This window comes from Streptomyces sp. NPDC060184, from assembly GCF_042728795.1.
In the GTDB taxonomy this organism is placed as follows: Bacteria; Actinomycetota; Actinomycetes; order Streptomycetales; family Streptomycetaceae; genus Streptomyces.
The window spans coordinates 128810-144683 of the sequence record NZ_JBHWYX010000017.1; the positions used below are offsets into that span (position 1 = coordinate 128810).

Here is a 15874-nt window from a genome sequence, read left to right on the forward strand (position 1 = left end):
GTGCGGACGGCCGGTGCGGGCCCGGAAGGGCTCCGCACCGGCCGTCCGGGCGCGTTCCGGCGTCAGAAGGTCAGTGACCAGCTGTTGATGTACCCGGTGTCGGAGGAAGCCGTGTCCTGCACCTTCAACTTCCATACGCCGTTGGCCACTTCGGACGAGGCGTTGACGGTGTAGGCCGCGACGACGTTGTCCGCCGAGTCGCTGCTGCTCGCGCTCTTCAGCCGGTAGGCGGTGCCGTCGGGTGCGACCAGGTCGACCACCAGGTCGCCGCGCCAGGTGTGCCGGATGTCCACGTCCACCTTGAGGGCGGAGGGCGCGTTGCCGGTGCGTCCTGTGACGGTGATCGCGGAGGTGACCGCGGCGCCGTTGTCCGGCACGGTCACGTCGGTGGCGTTGGTGAACACCGTGCCGGCCGGCGGGGTGACCGTGGCGGCCGAGAGGTTCCAGACGGCGTAGGCGATGGCGTCGCTGTTGCGGTCGAGGGCGGTGTCGTCGATGTTCGTGGAGCTGTCGCAGGAGGCGTGGTAGCAGCGGTCGAAGGCCAGGCCCGAGGTGCCGCCCCACTTCTGGGCCTGGGCGGCGGTCTTGATGTAGTCGGCGCCGGAGAAGAGGCCGCCGACCGGGACGCCCGCCGTCTTGAAGGGCGCGTGGTCGGAGCGGCCGTCGCCCTCGGTCTCGATCTCGGTCGCTATCGAGAGGCCCGCGTAGTAGTCCTTGAAGGTCTGCTCGATCGTCGGGTCGTCGTCGTAGACGAAGTACCCGGGGTTGGGCGAGCCGATCATGTCGAAGTTGAGGTAGCCGGTGAGCTTGGCCCGCTCGGTGGCCGCGAGGTTGTTGACGTAGTACTTCGACCCGACCATGCCCAGCTCCTCCGCTCCCCACCAGGCGAAACGGAGGTGTTTGTCCGGCTGGTAGCCGGCCCGGGAGACGGCGAGGGCGGTCTCCAGCACGGCCGCCGAGCCGGAACCGTTGTCGTTGATCCCGGCCCCGGCGGTCACCGAGTCCAGGTGGGCTCCCGCCATCAGCACCTTCGAGGTGTCGCCGCCCGGCCAGTCCGCGATCAGGTTGTAGCCGGTGGCGCCGCTGGAGGTGAACTGCTGGAGGGTGGTGGTGTACCCGGCGGCGTCGAGCTTCGCCTTCACGTAGTCGACGGACGCCTTGTAGCCGGTACGGCCGTGGGCGCGGTTGCCGCCGTTGGCGGTGGCGATGGACTGGAGCTGGGCGAGGTGCGCCTTGACGTTGGCGAGCGGGACGTCGGGGGCGACGACCGCCGCGACGGCGGTGCCGGACGCGGGGGCCGGCACGACGGCGGGGGCCGGCACGACGGCGGGGGCCGCGGAGTGCGCGGCCCCCGCCGTCAGGAACAGGGACGCCACCGCGAGGGCGGCGGCGGAGGGCAGGATGCTGCGCGGGACCGGTCTCATCACGTGCTCCGATTTCCGTGAGGACTGACGGAAGGTGCGGGGGGACCCGGCCGAGGTCTCGCCCCGGCCGGACCTGGAGCTGGTGGTGCGCGGTGCGGCGTGCGGGCGTGCGCGGTGCGGGCGCGCCCGGGGCGTGCGCAGGCGGCGCTCACGGATCGGGACGCGCCGGTGCGTGACCGATATTCAGCCGGCCAGCCGTACACGGTCAAGAGCGGGAACCGGACAGGAACGTTCGGTCAACGGACGCCGCAGGCCCACGCGTTACGTGGTTTCACCACCGGTAGCGGGGCGCGGACCCCGCACTCCCCGCCGCCGCATCCCGGCCGGCTCCCATCGCCCCGCCGCTCCGGACCTCCGCCCCGGACTTCCGCCCCGGATCTCCGCCCCAAACCGCCCCAACCCGCCCCCGACCCGCCCCGCCCGGCTCACCCGCCCGGAAGCCCGCCCCGTGTCGCTGCGCGGCGCGCTCGCGGTCGGCTGCGAAGGTACGGCAAGGGTTTTCGACCGGATGTCCAGGTTTCTCCGGCATGTCCGTACCCGGCGGAGCGGGAGCGTGGCGCTCCGTCGAGGCCCGGACGCCGCCGGACGCCCGTACACGGCTGGGGGTGCACCCGGCGGAGCCGCCGTCCGGCTCGTACCGCGCCACCAGGAGGACACGCATGACCACGGGTCAGGGTCATAAACGCCCCACCGGTCACACCAGCACCGCCGACCACGATCGCACCACCGGCCGGAGCCGCCGGGGGTTCCTGCGGGCCGGCGGCGGGATCGCGGCGGCCGGCGCGCTGGCGCCGGTGCTCTCCGGCTGCTCGGGCGGCTCCGACGGGCTGCGGATCGTGGGGGTCACCGACCAGCAGCTGCCGGTGGAGGAGCTGCTGAAGCTCTACCGGGGGAGCCGGCCCGGGGAGTCCTTCACCACCTCGTTCGCGCCCACCGAACAGATGCAGACGGTGGTCCGCACGCAGCTCGCCGGTGGCAACGCCCCGGACGTGCACGCGGTGTACCCGGGCAGCGGCAGCGCGATGTCCATGGTCGAGCTGGCCAGGGCCGGGCTGCTCACCGACCTCAGCACGCAGCCGTGGACGGCGAACATCCCGGCGGCCTTCGGCACGGCCTACCGGTACGAGGGGCGCACGTACCTCTACTCGGCGGGCAGCTGCCTGATCGGCGCGATCTACAACAAGAAGGTGTTCGCCCGGGCCGGTGTCGAGCCGCCGTCGACCTGGAAGGAGCTGCTGGCGGTCTGCACGCGGCTCAGGGCGCGGGGCGTCGTGCCGATCGCGCTCGGCGCGCAGACGCCCTGGGTGACGCAGCTGATCAGTTACGCGCTGGTGCCCAACGCCGTCTACGCGCACAACGCCGGGTTCGACGACGACATGGCCGCCGGGCGGACGTCCTTCCGGGACTCGGGCTGGGCCGATGCTCTGGGCCGGTACCAGGAACTCCAGCGCAAAGGTTTCTTCAACGACAACCCCAACGGCACCACGTTCGAGCAGCAGACCGCGATGGTCGCCACCGGGAAGGCGGCGATGGCCGTCCAGGTCTCCGCGGTGCTCGGGGTGTTCCGGGAGGCCACCGAGAGCCCGGAGGACCTGGCGATGTTCCCGTTCCCGGGCGGCGACGACCCGGCGCGGCTGTGGATCCCGGCCGGGATCGTGGTCGGCCTCGGCGTCTCCGTACGGGCGAGGCGGGACCCCCGGGCCGCGGACTTCATCGCGTTCCTCGGGAAGCAGGAGAACATCGACCGCTGGGCGTCCGCGGTCTTCGCGATCCCCTTCCGGCGGGACGCGTCCACCGCCGTCGACCCGGTCCTGGAGCCCTTCCTGCCGATCGTGGACGGCGGGCGCGCCGTGCCGTTCATGGACCAGCGGTGGCCCAACGCCGAGGTGCAGCCCGCGCACTTCGCGGCCGTACAGGATCTGCTGTCCGGCGAAACGGACGTCCGGGGCGCCCTCGGTCAGATGGACGACGCCTACCGGAGGGCCTCATGAGCCGTTCACTCCCCCAGCCCGAAGAGATCGAACCCGAGGAGCCCCGGCCCGGGGAGGACCGCCCGGGGAAGGCCGGACCCGGGGTCCGCCCCGTGAGGACACCGCCCACGGTCCCTATCCCGCCGCCGCAGCCCGGGGCCCGCGGCCGTACCCGCCCCGGCCGTGATCTCACCCTCCCGCCCTGGGGGTTCGTGGTCCCCGCACTGCTGGTGTACGCGCTCGTGGTGCTCTACCCGAGCGTCGCGGGTGTGGCGTACGCGTTCACCGACTGGTCCGGCATCGGCGACGCCTCGTTCGTCGGACTGGCGAACTTCCGGGCGCTCCTGGACGACCAGCGGACCCTGGACTCCGTGGTCAACACGCTGCTGCTGACCGTCGCCGTGGTCGTCGTGCAGAACGTCGTGGGCCTGCTGCTCGCGCTGGGTGTCGACACCAACATCCGCAGCAAGTCGCTGCTGCGGGTGGTCTTCTTCGCCCCGGCCGTCGTCAGCCCGGTGATGGTCGCGTTCCTCTGGAAGTACGTCTACAACCCCGAGCCCACCGCCGGGCTCAACGGCCTGCTGGGAGCCGTCGGTCTCGGCGCCCTGCGGCAGGACTGGCTGGGCGATCCGTCGCTGGCGCTCTGGTCGGTGGCGGCGATGGTCGTCTGGCAGTACGCCGGGTACTCGATGGTCATCTTCCTCGCCGGGCTCCAGGGCGTGCCGCCCGAACTCCACGAGGCGGCCAGGATCGACGGCGCCGGGACCTGGCAGCGGTTCCGCTACGTCACCTGGCCGATGCTCGCCCCGGCGCTGACCGTCAACCTCATGCTGTCGACCATCGGCGGCCTGAAGCTCTTCGACCAGGTGTACGCGGCCACCAACGGCGGCCCCGGGACCGCCAGCGAGACCCTGTCGACGGCCCTCTTCAAGGAGGCGTTCGTGTACGGCAAGTTCGGCTACAGCACGGCGGTGGCCCTGGTGCTCGCGCTCTTCGTCGCGGCGGTGTCGCTGGTCCAGCTGCGCTTCCTGCGCGCCCGGGAGGTGACCGCGTGAACTCCGTGAAGGCCGCCGGACCCACGGGGCCGGAGCGCTCGGTGCGGTCCGTGAAGTCCGTCCGCCGCCGGGCCCGCTACGGGAGTTACGCCCTGGAGCTGGTCATGGCCGCCGTCGCGGTCCTCTTCCTCTTCCCGGTGTACGCCCTGATCACGCTGGCGCTCAAGGAGCCCCGGCAGATCGCCGACTCCCCACTGGGCCTGCCCGCCCCGCCGACCGCGCACAACTTCACCCACGCCTGGTCGTCCGCGTCGCTGGGCCCGGCGCTCGTCAACAGCGCGGTGATCACCACCCTGAGTCTGCTGCTGCTGGTGGTGATCGGCTCGACGGGCGCGTACTTCCTGGCCCGCCGCGCCCAGGGGCTCGGGTACGGGCTGTACATCCTCTTCCTGCTGGGGATCGTGCTCCCCTTCCAGCTGGGGATGATCCCGCTGTACAAGCTGGTCGACAGTCTGGGCTGGCTCGGCACGTACCAGGGGATGGTGCTCTTCTACACCGGCATCCAGCTGCCGTTCACCGTCTTCCTCTACACCGGCTTCATCCGCACCCTGCCCGCCGACTACGCGCAGGCCGCGCTGATCGACGGGTGCGACCACCGGCAGGCGTTCACCCGGATCGTGTTCCCGCTGCTGCGGCCGATCACCGGCACGGTGATCATCCTGAACGCCGTCTTCGTCTGGAACGACTTCTTCACGCCGCTGCTCTACCTGGGCGGGTCGGCCAGGGAGACCGTGCCGGTGGGGGTGTTCTCCTTCGTCGGCCAGTACGTGTCCGACTACGGGCTCGTCTTCGCCGGACTGGTGCTGGCCGCGCTGCCGGTCCTCGTGGTGTTCCTGCTGCTCCAGCGCTACGTCATCAAGGGGTTCGCCGGGGGTCTCAAGGGCTGAGAGCCCCGGAAGGCGCCGCACACGGCCTACGGGCGGAGCGCCCTCAGCAGCAGGTCCGCGAGGTGGCCGGCCACTTCCCTCGGGGTGAGCGGCCCGTCGGGGCGGTACCAGGTCGAGAGGTGGTGGATCGAACCGAAGTGGTAGTCGACCACCAGGTCGGCGGGGCTGGCGAGGGAGAAGACACCCGCCCGCTGGCCCTCCTCGATCAGCGCGCGGAAGCGCTCGTGGTAGCGGCGGCGTTCGAGGCGTACCTGCTTGTTCTTCTCCGGGCTCAGGTGGTGCATGGAGCGGAAGAAGATCGAGGCGTCGTCGAGGTTCTCGATGGTCGTCACGACCACGTCGGCGGCGGCGTCCCGCAGCCGCTCCTGCACCGGTGCGTCGGCGTCGGCGAAGGCGTCGAGGCGTTCCTGCTGGAGGCGGAGCACCCGGGCGTAGACCTCGTGGAGGAGGTCTTCCTTGGAGCCGAAGTAGTGGTACAGGGCGCCCTTGGTGACCCCGGCGGCCTCGACGATCTCCTGGACGGAGGTGCGGTCGTACCCCTGCTCCGCGAAGAGGCGGGTGGCGGCGGCCAGCAGCCGTTGGGGAACGGGAACCCCGTTCCCTTCCGTCGCCTTGGCCATCGCCGCCACCTGCCCTTCGTCTCACCGTGAACATGTCCAAAGGCCGTCGGGCCTTCAGCGCAGGGAACGCAGTTCCCGCCTGAGGATCTTCCCACTCGCCGTTTTCGGCAGCTCGGCCAGGATCTCGACCTGGCGCGGGTACTTGTACGCGGCGAGGCGTTCCCTGCAGTAGGCGCCCAGTTCGTCGGGGGCCACCTCGGCGCCGGGCCGGAGGCTGACGTAGGCGCGGACCGTCTCGCCCCGGTAGGCGTCGGGGACGCCGACGACGGCGGCCTCGCGGACGGCGGGGTGGGTGTAGAGGACGTCCTCCACCTCGCGGGGCCAGACCTTGAACCCGGAGGCGTTGATCATGTCCTTCTTGCGGTCCACGACGTAGAGCCAGCCCTGGCGGTCCATGAAGCCGATGTCGCCGGTGCGCAGTTCGCCGTCCGGGAAGGCGGCGGCGGTGGCCTCGGGGAGGTTCCAGTACCCCGGCACGACCTGGGGACCGCGTACCGCGATCTCGCCCTGCTCGCCGAGCGGCACCTCCGCGCCGGTCTCGTCGAGGATCCGGACGAGGGTGTCCGGGCCCGGTACCCCGACCGACAGGGTGCCGGAGACGGGGTCGACGGGGGCTTCCCGGTGCGGGGGTACCGCGGCGCAGGGGGCGGTGCACTCGGTGAGGCCGTAGCCGTTGCGGATGTACGGGCCGAAGTCGGCCCGGAACTTCTCCACCAGCGCGGGCGGCAGCGGTGCGCCGCCGGAGGAGATCACCGCGAAGGAGTCGAAGTGGGCGGGGGTGGCGTCGGGGTGGGCGGCGAGCGCCATGAAGGCGGTGGACGGGCCGACGGTGTAGGCGGGGCGGTGGGTGGCGAAGGCTTCGAGGACCACGCTCGCCTCGAACCGGTAGGCGAGCACCAGGGTCCCGGCGTTGGCGAGGCAGGCGGCGAGCTGGCAGACCATGCCGGTGATGTGGAACAGCGGGGCGAGGGCGAAGTAGGCGGCGCCCTCGGGGACCGGGTGGTCCTTGCGCTGGCGTTCGGCGTTGACCATGACGTTGCCGTGGGAGTTCATCGCCCCCTTGGGTTTGCCGCTGGTGCCCGAGGTGTAGCTGATCAGCGCGGTGTCGGCGGCGGTGAGCGCGCGGTCGTCGGGGGCGGCGAGCCCCTTGCGGGCGACGGTCACCAGGTCGTCGGTGCCGGCGGGGACCGGCAGCCGCCCGAAGCCGAGGACGCGCGGGTCGTTCTCGGTCTGGAGGTCGAGTTCGCAGGCGGTGACGGCGATCGTGACGCCGGGCGCGCCGGCCGCGGTGTCGCGCAGGTACGACTCCCAGGCCCGGTCCGAGCAGAACAGCGCACTCACTCCGGCGTCCGCCAGGACGTGCGCGACCTCGCCCGCCTTGTACATGGGGTTGAGCGGTACGACGGTGGCGCCCGCCTTCCACGCGCCGAGCAGGGCGAGGACGAAGTGCGGGGTGTTCTGGAGCATGATCGCGACGCGGTCGCCGCGGCGCAGGCCCCGGGCGGCGAGGTGCCCGGCGACGGAGTCGCTGAGCGCGTCGGTCTCGCGGTAGTCGAGCCGTCCGTCGAAGTAGGCGAGGGCGGTGTGTCCGGGGGCGCGGGCGACGGCGTCCCGGAAGGCGTGCAGGAGCGTCTCGGCGGGCTCGACGGGGGTGAGCTGCGTCGCGGAGAGCAGCCCGGTCCAGGGCTTCGCGGCGTACGGGGAGGGGGCCGGCGTGTCCGGGGTGTTCGTGGCCGGGGTGGCCGGGGTGTTCGTGGCCGGGGTGTTCGTGTCCGGCGTGTCCGGGGTGTTCGTGTCCGGGGTGGTGGTCATGCGCGGGTCCCCTTCTCCCAGGTGCGCTGGAGTTTGTTCATGCCGCCGATCCAGTGGTCCGGGTCCTCGGCCCTGGCCCGGTAGTAGCCGGCCACCTCGGGGTGGGGCAGGACGAGGAAGCGGTCCTTCGCGATCGCGTCGAAGAGCGCGTCGGCGACGGCGTCCGGCTCGATGGCGGTGGGGGCGAGGACGAGCTCGCCGGCCGATCCGGCGGCGGTGAGCATGTCGGTCCGTACGCCCTGCGGGCAGATCGCGTGGACCTTGATCCCGCGGTGGCGGTAGGTGAGCGCGAGCCATTCGGCGAAGGCGACGGCCCCGTGCTTGCTGACGCTGTAGGGAGCGGCGCCGATCATCGTCAGCAGACCGGCGGCGGAGGCGGTGGTGACGAACCGTCCGCTGCCGCGCTCCAGCCACTCGGGCAGCAGGGCCCGGGCCGCGCGGACGTGGGCCATCACGTTGACGTCCCAGGCGGCGGCCCACACCTCCTCGTCGGCGAAGACGTCACCGGGCGAGGCGAGTCCGGCGTTGGCGCAGAACACGTCGACGGCGCCGAGGGTGTCCCGGGCGGCGTCCACGATCCCGGAGGCGTCTCCGGCGATCGCCGTGCCGCCGATCTCCTCGGCGAGCGGCTCGATCCGTGCGGCGTCGAGGTCGTTGACGACCACCCGCGCACCCTCGGCGGCGAATCTCCGGGCCAGGGCGGCGCCGATGCCGCCTCCGGCTCCCGTGACCACTACGCCGGCGCCTTGCACCGTACTCATCGGGGCCTGCCTCTCTGCACGACTTCCCCAGCAGACTAACCAGTCGGTATGTGATCGGGGAAGGGGTCGCGGGAAGGTCTGGTGTTCTGCCCAGCCGATGCGGGCCGGGCTTGTGAATCCGCCCGCCCGAGATCGTTCCGTACGGGCCCCGCGCGCGCTAGCGTGCATGCCCATGACAGTCCGCGCGATCATGGAGGTGGCTGGATGAGCCTGACCAGACGGGGTGTACTGGCAGCGGGCGGTGGCCTGGGAGCACTGGCGGCGACCGCCGCGGGCGTGGGTACGGCAGCCGCCGCGGGCGGCCACGGCAAGGGCTCCGGGCCGGGGCGCGGACCGGTCCGTACCGGCTTCGACCGGCTGGCCGCCGACGGCTACCGGCTGCTGGCCGGCCAACGGGTCGGCATCGTCACCAACCCCACCGGCGTCACCTCCGACGTGCGCCACGTCGTGGACGTCATGCACGCCGACGACCGGGTGAACCTCACCGCCGTCTTCGGCCCGGAGCACGGCTTCCGGGGCACCGCCCAGGCGGGCGGCTCCGAGGGCCGGTACGACGACCCGGCGACCGGACTGCCGGTCTACGACACGTATCTGAAGAACGGCTCTCCGCTCGCCGACGTGTTCACGGCCTCCGGCGTCGACACGGTCGTCTTCGACATCCAGGACGCGGGCGCCCGCTTCTACACGTACATCTGGACGCTGTACGACTGCATGGAGGCGGCGGCGCTCGCGGGCAAGCGGTTCGTCGTCCTGGACCGGCCGAACCCGGTCACCGGCCGGGCGGCGCTCGGTCCCGTGCTGGACCCGGCGTTCGGGACCTTCGTCGGGCGGCGGGAGATCGCCCAGGCGCACGGGATGACCGTCGCCGAGCTGGCGCTCTTCTTCAACACCGAGTTCTTCGCCGCGCGTCCGGCGGACCTGGACACGGTGACGATGTCGGGGTGGCGGCGCTCCGACTTCTTCGACGCGACGGGCCTGCCGTGGGTGCCGCCGAGCCCCAACATGCCGACGGCGGACACCGCGCTCGTCTACTCCGGCACCTGCCTCTTCGAGGGGACCAACCTCTCGGAGGGGCGCGGCACCACCCGCCCCTTCGAACTCCTCGGCGCCGAGGGGATCGACCACCGCTGGGCCGCCGCCGCCAACGCGCTGGAGCTGCCCGGGGTCCGCTTCCGCGAGGCGTACTTCGCGCCGACCTTCTCCAAGTTCTCCGGCGTCACGGTCGGCGGGGTGCAGCTCCACGTGGACGACCGGGAGGTCTTCGACCCGGTGCGCACCGGCATCGCGCTGCTGGTGACCGCCAAGGCGACCTGGAGCGGCTTCGCCTGGCGGGCCGACAACTGGATCGACAAGCTGACCGGCAACACCCGGGTCCGCACCATGATCGACGCGGGCGCGGACACCGACGAGGTGGTGGCCGCCTGGCGTCCGGACCTCGCGGCCTTCCGGGCCAAGCGGAAGAAGTACCTGCTGTACGGGGGGTGAGCGGGTGCGGTCCCGGTGCGGGGGAGGCGCCTGCCTCCCCCGCCCGGACCGGGCTCTCACCAGGGCAGCGGGCCCGCGGCGTCGAAGTAGCCGCCGGTCGGGCCGTCGGGGCCCACCAGGGCCATCCGCACGATGATCTCCGCGCCCTCCTCCACGGTCTGGGTGCCGGCGTGCCGGTTGAGGTCGGTGGCGGTGTATCCCGGCTCCACCGCGTTGATCCGCATCCCGGGAAAGGCGTTCGCGTACTGGACGGTGAGCATGTTGACCGCGGCCTTGGACACCGGATAGGCCACGCCCGGGTACGCGGAGCCCCGGACGCCCTGGCTGGACATCCTCGCCAGCGAGGCCAGCCCGCTGCTGACGTTGACCACGGCCGGGGCCGCGGAGCGCTCCAGCAGGGGCAGGAACGCGTGCAGGACCCGCACGGTACCGAGGACGTTCGTCTCCAGGACCGTCCGCATCCCGTCGGCCGTCTGGTCGGCCGCGCCGATGACGCTCCCGTCCGGCGCGTACAGCTCGATTCCGGCGTTGTTGACCAGTACGTCCAGCCCTCCCTCAGCCTCGACCGCCTTCGCCGCCGCGGCCACCGAGGCGTCGTCGGTCACGTCGATCGGGACCGGGCGGGCGCCGATGCTCCCGGCCGCCCGGCGTCCGCGTTCGGCGTCCCGGCTCCCCAGATAGACGGTGTGGCCTGCGGCGACGAGGCGGCGGGCGGTCTCGAACCCGAGCCCCTTGTTCGCTCCGGTGATCAATGTGGTCGTCATGCGCCCACTCTCCGTCCCGGCCGGGGCGGGCGGCAAGACGTTTTCCTTCCGGCCGGAACGGCGCGGTTCCGGTACCGGGGGGGCACCCCCAGTACCGGAACCGCCGTTCGTTCCCCTACCGGTGCGTGGGGAACTCCACGACCTGCTGGTACGTCGGCCGGTTCTGCCACGGGATCGTCTTCTGGGTGATCCCGCCCAGCGCGCGGTGGATGATCGCGTCGCTGCACCACTGGTTGCCCGCCGCGCAGCTGTCGTCACCCGGGTAGACCGTGGTGGCGGGCTTGGCGGCGGCCTGCTTCAAGGTGGTGAGCAGGGCGTCGCGGCAGGTGGCGAGGACGCCGTTGCCGCAGTAGGTGCGGGCCAGCGGCCCCCGGACGGTCTCGCCGAGGACCTGGCGCAGGTCCTTGTCGGCGAAGGCCCACCAGCCGTACTGGAAGGCGGAACCGCTGTGCGCGCCGCTGGGTCCGTGGCTGGCGGCCGGGGACTCGTCCACCGCCAGGTTCACGGCCAGGGCGTCGTAGAGCGCGTCGCCGAGGCCGGGCCGGAACTCGGCGTCCATCAGCGCGGGCCACCAGGCGTCCATGACGCGCACGGCGTCGGCGTTGGCGTACGTCCCCGAGCCCGCGGCCGTCTCCTTGCGCTGCGCTCCGGCCGCCTGCCAGGTCTCCAGCTGCTTGACGACCGCGTCGAGGGCGGTGTCGGTGACGGGCTGGGAGCGGATGATCTTCAGCAGTTCGGGCAGCAGCTGCTCGCCCCGCAGGTCGGTGACGGCGGCCTGCTCCATGGCCCTGGTGAGGGAGGCGCGGGTGACGCCGCCCTGGGCGACGAGCGCGGAGACCCGGTCGTCGAGCAGGTCGGCCCGGTGCACCGCGCCGAACCCGAAGCCCGCGGAGGCGTACCCCGCGGCCTGCCGGTTGTTCCACGAGATGTAGTAGTCCTGGCCGCTGGAGTGCGGGTGCGCGGCGAAGGACGTGTAGGTGGCGGTGTTGGCCGCCGGGTCGAAGTTCTGCCACTCGTACGCCCGGTCCGCCGCGACCGGCAGCGCCGGGTCCACGCCCGCGGCCCGCTCCGGGTTCATGCCGCTGTTGTAGTACGCGGCGGTGCGGGAGTCGGCGTAGAACCAGTTGAAGGCGTAGTCGATGTTGCTCGCCGCCTGCTGGAAGGAGGCCGCGTCGGTCACGAAGGCCGGGTCGTTGAGCATCTGGAACCCGATGATCGAGTCGGCCTCGTGGCGGTAGGTGGTGCGCAGCGAGGTGTACGCGACGGGCTTGCCGCCCACCGTGGCGCGGTGGGTGACGATGCCGTAGTTGGTGCGCCAGACCTGCATCCGGTAGGAGCCGGCGGCGGTGGAGTCGGCGGTGCTGGGCTTCCAGGAGTTGGTCCGCTCCATCTTCTCCATGGGCGTGCAGGTGCCCCGGTAGAGGTAGGAGGCGGAGTTCTTCGTCGGGGTGGCGCCGCTCGCCTCGCAGAGCGGGACGGCGTAGGTGTCGGTGATGTCCTGGGCGGCGGAGGTGGCGCTCCAGGCGTAGTCCTCGCCGCGCCCCATCTGGACGTACATGCCGACGCCCGCGAAGGAGACGCCCCGGGCGCTGATGCCGGGTCCCTGGATTTCCTGGAGCATCATCAGCTGCGGGGCGAAGTAGCCGGTCTGGGGTCCGAAGACGGCGACCGGGTTGCCGCTCGCGGTGCGGGAGCCGGAGACCACCAGGGCGTTGGACATGCCGCGCTTCTGCGCGTCCGCGCCGGAGCCGGGGAGGGTGCCCTCGGGGACGACGCCGTCGTCGAAGACGCCCTGGAGCGGCTTGAGGGCGGCGGGCGCGGCGATCGGGGCCTTGAGGTTGGTGCCCGCGGAGCCGGTGCGGTCGTAGATCAGGGGTTCGGCGGTGACGGAGCCCTTGTCGGGGAGGGCGGTGCCGCGCGCGGTGGCGGGCTTCTGGGCGTACGGGAAGGAGGTGCCGTCGTGCACGGTGAGGACGGCCTCCGGGTCCTCGCGCTGCCGGAACGACTCCCAGACCCGGGTGCCCTCGGCGACGCCGTACTTCTCCTGGGCGGCGAGCAGCGAGAGCGCGGCCTGCACCTCGCCGCCGCCTCCCCCGCCGAACTGGCCGCCGACGACGGTGGCGATGGCGATCAGGTCGGTGAGCTTGAAGGACACGATCTCGCCGACGTTGGTGATCGAGTCGATCTTGCCGGTGAGGACGTACTCGCCGGGGAAGTTGCGGTTCGCCTTCGCCTTGTCCTTGTAGGCGTTGATGCCGTCGATGTACGCCTGCGCGTCCGCCATGGCCTGTTCGCCGCGGGCGCCCTCGGTGGTCCTGATCCGTTCGACCTGCGCTTCGAGGTCGGCCTCGGTGTACGGGGCCTGCGGCCAGAACTGCTGCTCCAGGCCCTGGTTGGCGAGCGCCCCGCCGGCGAAGGAGGTGAGTTCGCCGCGCCCGATGTGGCGGAAGAGGTCCATCAGCCAGAGCCGGTCCTGTCCGGCCGCGTATCCGGCGCCGAACTCGGTGCCGTAGCGGGTGGTCCCGACGATGTGCGGGACGCCGGTCTTCTTGTCGCGGGTGATGGTGACGTCGCTGCGGGGCGAGACGGTGGACTCGACCTGGCCGGAGGGGACGCCGAAGGACGCGTCGTTGAAGAAGTCGGTCAGTTTCGCGTCGGTGAGGGTGCTCTGGCCGGAGATCAGCGAGGTGTACCGGTCGAGCTGGTCGTCGCTGTGGGCGGGGTGGGTGCCGAAGAGCTTGTTGCCGAGGATGTCGGCGAGCGTGGCGTTGCCGTTCGCGCCGGGCGGCAGGATGTCCGCGCACTGCCCGGCGCAGTGGTCGGTGGCCGCGGTGACCGCGGCCTGGGCGGCGCCGGCCGGGAGTGATCCCGCCAGCAGGGAGGTGCCGAGTGCGAGGACGGCCGCGAAGGTCGCGGCGAGCTTGCCGGTACGTGTACGTGGGGGCATGCGTACTCCTCAGGGAGGCCGATGCGCCGGAGATTACCGACGGTAAGTCGGGTCCGTAAGGTGAGCATCAGTCACCTTTGCCGAATCGTCACACGCCCCCGCCCGGGCCCCGTCGGGCCGCGGCGCACAGCCCCGCGCACACCCGGCGCGCCCGGCCGCGTACCACCTCGCAGCCTCGCCGCGTACCGCCCGGCGCACCCGGCCGCGTACCGCCTCGCGCGCCGGGCCGCGTACCACCCGGCGCACCACCGTCCGATCCGTGGCCGGAAATCACCTTTCGGCGGCACCAGAACGGGCAGGCGTACGTCCACTCCACGACAGGAACACCGAACGACGGAGGTGGCGGTGGCATGGCCGGTTTCCGGAGCCTCGCGAGACAGGTCCGAGACCCCCGGGCCGATCTGGCCCTGCGGCGGTATTCGCTGCGCAAATGCCTGGAGCGCTTCGCCCCCTACGGGCACCGCGCGACCTGGGACCATCTGTGCGCCCGGCACGGGTTCGCCCCGGAGGACCGGGCGCCCGACCCGGCGCGGCTGACGGGCGCGCTGGCCGAACTGGAGGCGGCCCGGGCCCTCTGGCTGGCGTACGAGGCGGGGTTCGCCGAGCGGCGGCGGCGCGAGAAGCGCGAGGGGCTGCGCAGGCCCGGCGGCTTCGACGCCTGGCACCGGCGGATCTGGGGCGGCAACGGCGTGGCCCGCTGCGCCGACCCCGGTACGCATCCGAGCGCCCCGCTCCCCGAGGTGCTGCTCCGGCTGATCACGGCGCTCGGCGCGGAGCCCGGCACGGCCTGCCCGGTCTGCGCGGAGACCCGGATCGTCTGGCGCCAGGACCTGCGGCGCGAGCCCCGGTCCGGGCCGGTGTGCACGGGCTGCGGCATCCTCGTACCGCCGTCGGCGCTGACGCCGGGGACCCTGGCGCGGGCCCACCGGATAGGGCACCAGCAACTGACCTCGGCGGCCTGAGGGCAGGGGCGCGGGCGAGCCGGGCACGCCTTGTACGCCCTCCGGCCCCGGACGGTCAGTCGCGCGTCTCCGGCGCGGTCCGCAGCTCCGGCATCAGCCGGGAACCGGCCATTCGCTCGCCGGAGATGTCGTCCGGGTTGGAGAGGACGCAGTTCTCCAGCGAGAGGCAGCCGCAGCCGATGCAGTCGGTCAGATGGTCGCGCAACCGGCTGAGCTGCTTGATGCGTTCGTCCAGTTCGGTGCGCCACACACCGGAGAGCCGGGCCCAGTCCTCCCGGGTGGGCGTGCGCTCCTCGGGCAGTTCGGCGAGCGCCTCACGGATGGTGGCCAGCGGGATGCCGACCCGCTGGGCCGCGCGCACGAAGGCGACCCGCCGGAGTGCGTCCCTGCCGTAGCGGCGCTGGTTGCCGCTGGTGCGGCGGCTGGTGATCAGCCCCTTGGCCTCGTAGAAGTGGAGGGCGGAGACGGCCGCGCCGCTGCGCGCGGCGAGCTGGCCGACGGTGAGTTCGTGGAGCGACTGGGGAATCTGGGGCACGCCCCGAAATCTACGGGAGCGGGAGCGCGGCCACCTCGTTGACAGGAGCCTGTGCCCACTCCATGCTGAGCAAGCGCTTAGACATCGAGGCAGTGAGCCGGAAGGCAGGACCAGGACCATGGCAGAGCCGAAGATCTTCACCTCCGCACAGGAGCTGCGCGACGGTGTGGGCGAGCAGCTGGGGCACAGCGACTGGCTGGAGATCGACCAGAAGCGGATCGACCAGTTCGCCGAGGCGACCGGCGACCACCAGTGGATCCACGTCGACCCGGAACGCGCCGCGGCCGGCCCGTTCGGCACGACGATCGCCCACGGATATCTGACGCTCTCCCTGCTGCCGACGCTCGTGCCACAGGTCATGGCGGTCGAGGGCGCGAAGATGGGCATCAACTACGGAACCAACAAGGTCCGTTTCCCCTCCACGGTCCCGGTCGGTTCACGGCTGCGCGCCACGGCCGTGCTGAAGAGCGTCGAGGAGGCGGGCGGCGGGGTGCAGATCACCGCGGTCGTCACCGTGGAGCGCGAGGGCGGCGAGAAGCCCGCCTGCGTCGCGGAGTCGGTCTCGCGCTACTACTTCTGACACGTCCCAACCCCGCCCAGCCGGGACGGCCCCGACGCCGACGGGCCCGCCGCACCCCGCGTCCTCGGGGTG

The 15874-nt window shown here is 72.2% G+C and carries 13 protein-coding genes; 6 read left to right on the plus strand and 7 right to left on the minus strand.

Going from position 1 to position 15874, the window contains the following annotated elements; genetic code table 11:
- Positions 1 to 62 precede the first annotated feature (62 nt).
- On the minus strand, positions 63 to 1424 hold the full coding sequence (locus ACFWEE_RS14250) for a M28 family peptidase (RefSeq protein WP_386889015.1): 1362 nt from the start codon (positions 1422 to 1424) through the stop codon (positions 63 to 65).
- A gap of 659 nt (positions 1425 to 2083) precedes the next feature.
- On the opposite strand from ACFWEE_RS14250, the gene ACFWEE_RS14255 reads away from it, so the two are divergent.
- The 3 genes from ACFWEE_RS14255 to ACFWEE_RS14265 all read left to right on the plus strand — a co-directional run bounded on the left by ACFWEE_RS14255 (position 2084) and on the right by ACFWEE_RS14265 (position 5336).
- Positions 2084 to 3415, plus strand: a complete 1332-nt coding sequence (locus tag ACFWEE_RS14255) for an ABC transporter substrate-binding protein (RefSeq protein WP_386889017.1) — start codon at positions 2084 to 2086, stop codon at positions 3413 to 3415.
- A 191-nt stretch (positions 3416 to 3606) separates the two neighbouring features.
- Positions 3607 to 4449: a carbohydrate ABC transporter permease gene (locus tag ACFWEE_RS14260; RefSeq protein WP_386889019.1), complete on the plus strand. Its 843-nt coding sequence runs from the start codon at positions 3607 to 3609 to the stop codon at positions 4447 to 4449.
- Complete coding sequence (locus ACFWEE_RS14265) at positions 4446 to 5336, plus strand: carbohydrate ABC transporter permease (RefSeq protein ID WP_386889021.1); 891 nt, start codon at positions 4446 to 4448, stop codon at positions 5334 to 5336. Before ACFWEE_RS14260 ends, ACFWEE_RS14265 begins: the two co-directional genes overlap by 4 nt.
- A gap of 26 nt (positions 5337 to 5362) precedes the next feature.
- Here the strand turns inward: ACFWEE_RS14265 and ACFWEE_RS14270 are convergent, their stop codons facing one another.
- From ACFWEE_RS14270 to ACFWEE_RS14280, 3 genes are read right to left on the minus strand one after another with little or no spacing between them, the layout of a single operon-like run.
- Positions 5363 to 5956 (minus strand): TetR/AcrR family transcriptional regulator, encoded by a 594-nt coding sequence (locus ACFWEE_RS14270; protein WP_386889022.1) that lies wholly within the window; start codon positions 5954 to 5956, stop codon positions 5363 to 5365.
- 54 nt (positions 5957 to 6010) lie between these two features.
- The gene (locus ACFWEE_RS14275) at positions 6011 to 7768 is read right to left on the minus strand and encodes an AMP-binding protein (protein WP_386889023.1); all 1758 of its coding nucleotides are present in this window, start codon (positions 7766 to 7768) and stop codon (positions 6011 to 6013) included.
- Positions 7765 to 8529 carry an SDR family oxidoreductase gene (locus ACFWEE_RS14280; RefSeq protein WP_386889025.1) on the minus strand — a complete coding sequence of 255 codons (765 nt, stop codon included), beginning with the start codon at positions 8527 to 8529 and terminating at the stop codon, positions 7765 to 7767. The genes ACFWEE_RS14275 and ACFWEE_RS14280 overlap by 4 nt, the downstream gene beginning before the upstream one ends.
- A 204-nt stretch (positions 8530 to 8733) precedes the next feature.
- On the opposite strand from ACFWEE_RS14280, the gene ACFWEE_RS14285 reads away from it, so the two are divergent.
- Positions 8734 to 10014 carry an exo-beta-N-acetylmuramidase NamZ domain-containing protein gene (locus ACFWEE_RS14285; RefSeq protein ID WP_386889027.1) on the plus strand — a complete coding sequence of 427 codons (1281 nt, stop codon included), beginning with the start codon at positions 8734 to 8736 and terminating at the stop codon, positions 10012 to 10014.
- A 56-nt stretch (positions 10015 to 10070) separates the two neighbouring features.
- On the opposite strand, the gene ACFWEE_RS14290 is transcribed toward ACFWEE_RS14285, so the two are convergent.
- Both ACFWEE_RS14290 and ACFWEE_RS14295 read right to left on the minus strand, forming a co-directional pair.
- The gene (locus ACFWEE_RS14290; protein ID WP_386889029.1) at positions 10071 to 10778 is read right to left on the minus strand and encodes an SDR family NAD(P)-dependent oxidoreductase; all 708 of its coding nucleotides are present in this window, start codon (positions 10776 to 10778) and stop codon (positions 10071 to 10073) included.
- A gap of 115 nt (positions 10779 to 10893) precedes the next feature.
- Entirely contained in the window at positions 10894 to 13725 is a 2832-nt protein-coding gene (locus ACFWEE_RS14295; protein WP_386889030.1) for a penicillin acylase family protein, read from the minus strand.
- Positions 13726 to 14075: 350 nt separating this feature from the next.
- On the opposite strand from ACFWEE_RS14295, the gene ACFWEE_RS14300 reads away from it, so the two are divergent.
- Positions 14076 to 14687: a hypothetical protein gene (locus ACFWEE_RS14300; RefSeq protein ID WP_386889032.1), complete on the plus strand. Its 612-nt coding sequence runs from the start codon at positions 14076 to 14078 to the stop codon at positions 14685 to 14687.
- Between the two features lie 55 nt (positions 14688 to 14742).
- Here ACFWEE_RS14300 and soxR read toward each other — a convergent pair whose 3' ends face one another.
- Complete coding sequence (gene soxR / locus ACFWEE_RS14305) at positions 14743 to 15222, minus strand: redox-sensitive transcriptional activator SoxR (protein WP_386889034.1); 480 nt, start codon at positions 15220 to 15222, stop codon at positions 14743 to 14745.
- Positions 15223 to 15340: 118 nt separating this feature from the next.
- On the opposite strand from soxR, the gene ACFWEE_RS14310 reads away from it, so the two are divergent.
- Positions 15341 to 15802, plus strand: coding sequence for a MaoC family dehydratase (locus tag ACFWEE_RS14310; RefSeq protein WP_327174914.1), 462 nt, complete (start codon positions 15341 to 15343; stop codon positions 15800 to 15802).
- Positions 15803 to 15874 lie beyond the last annotated feature (72 nt).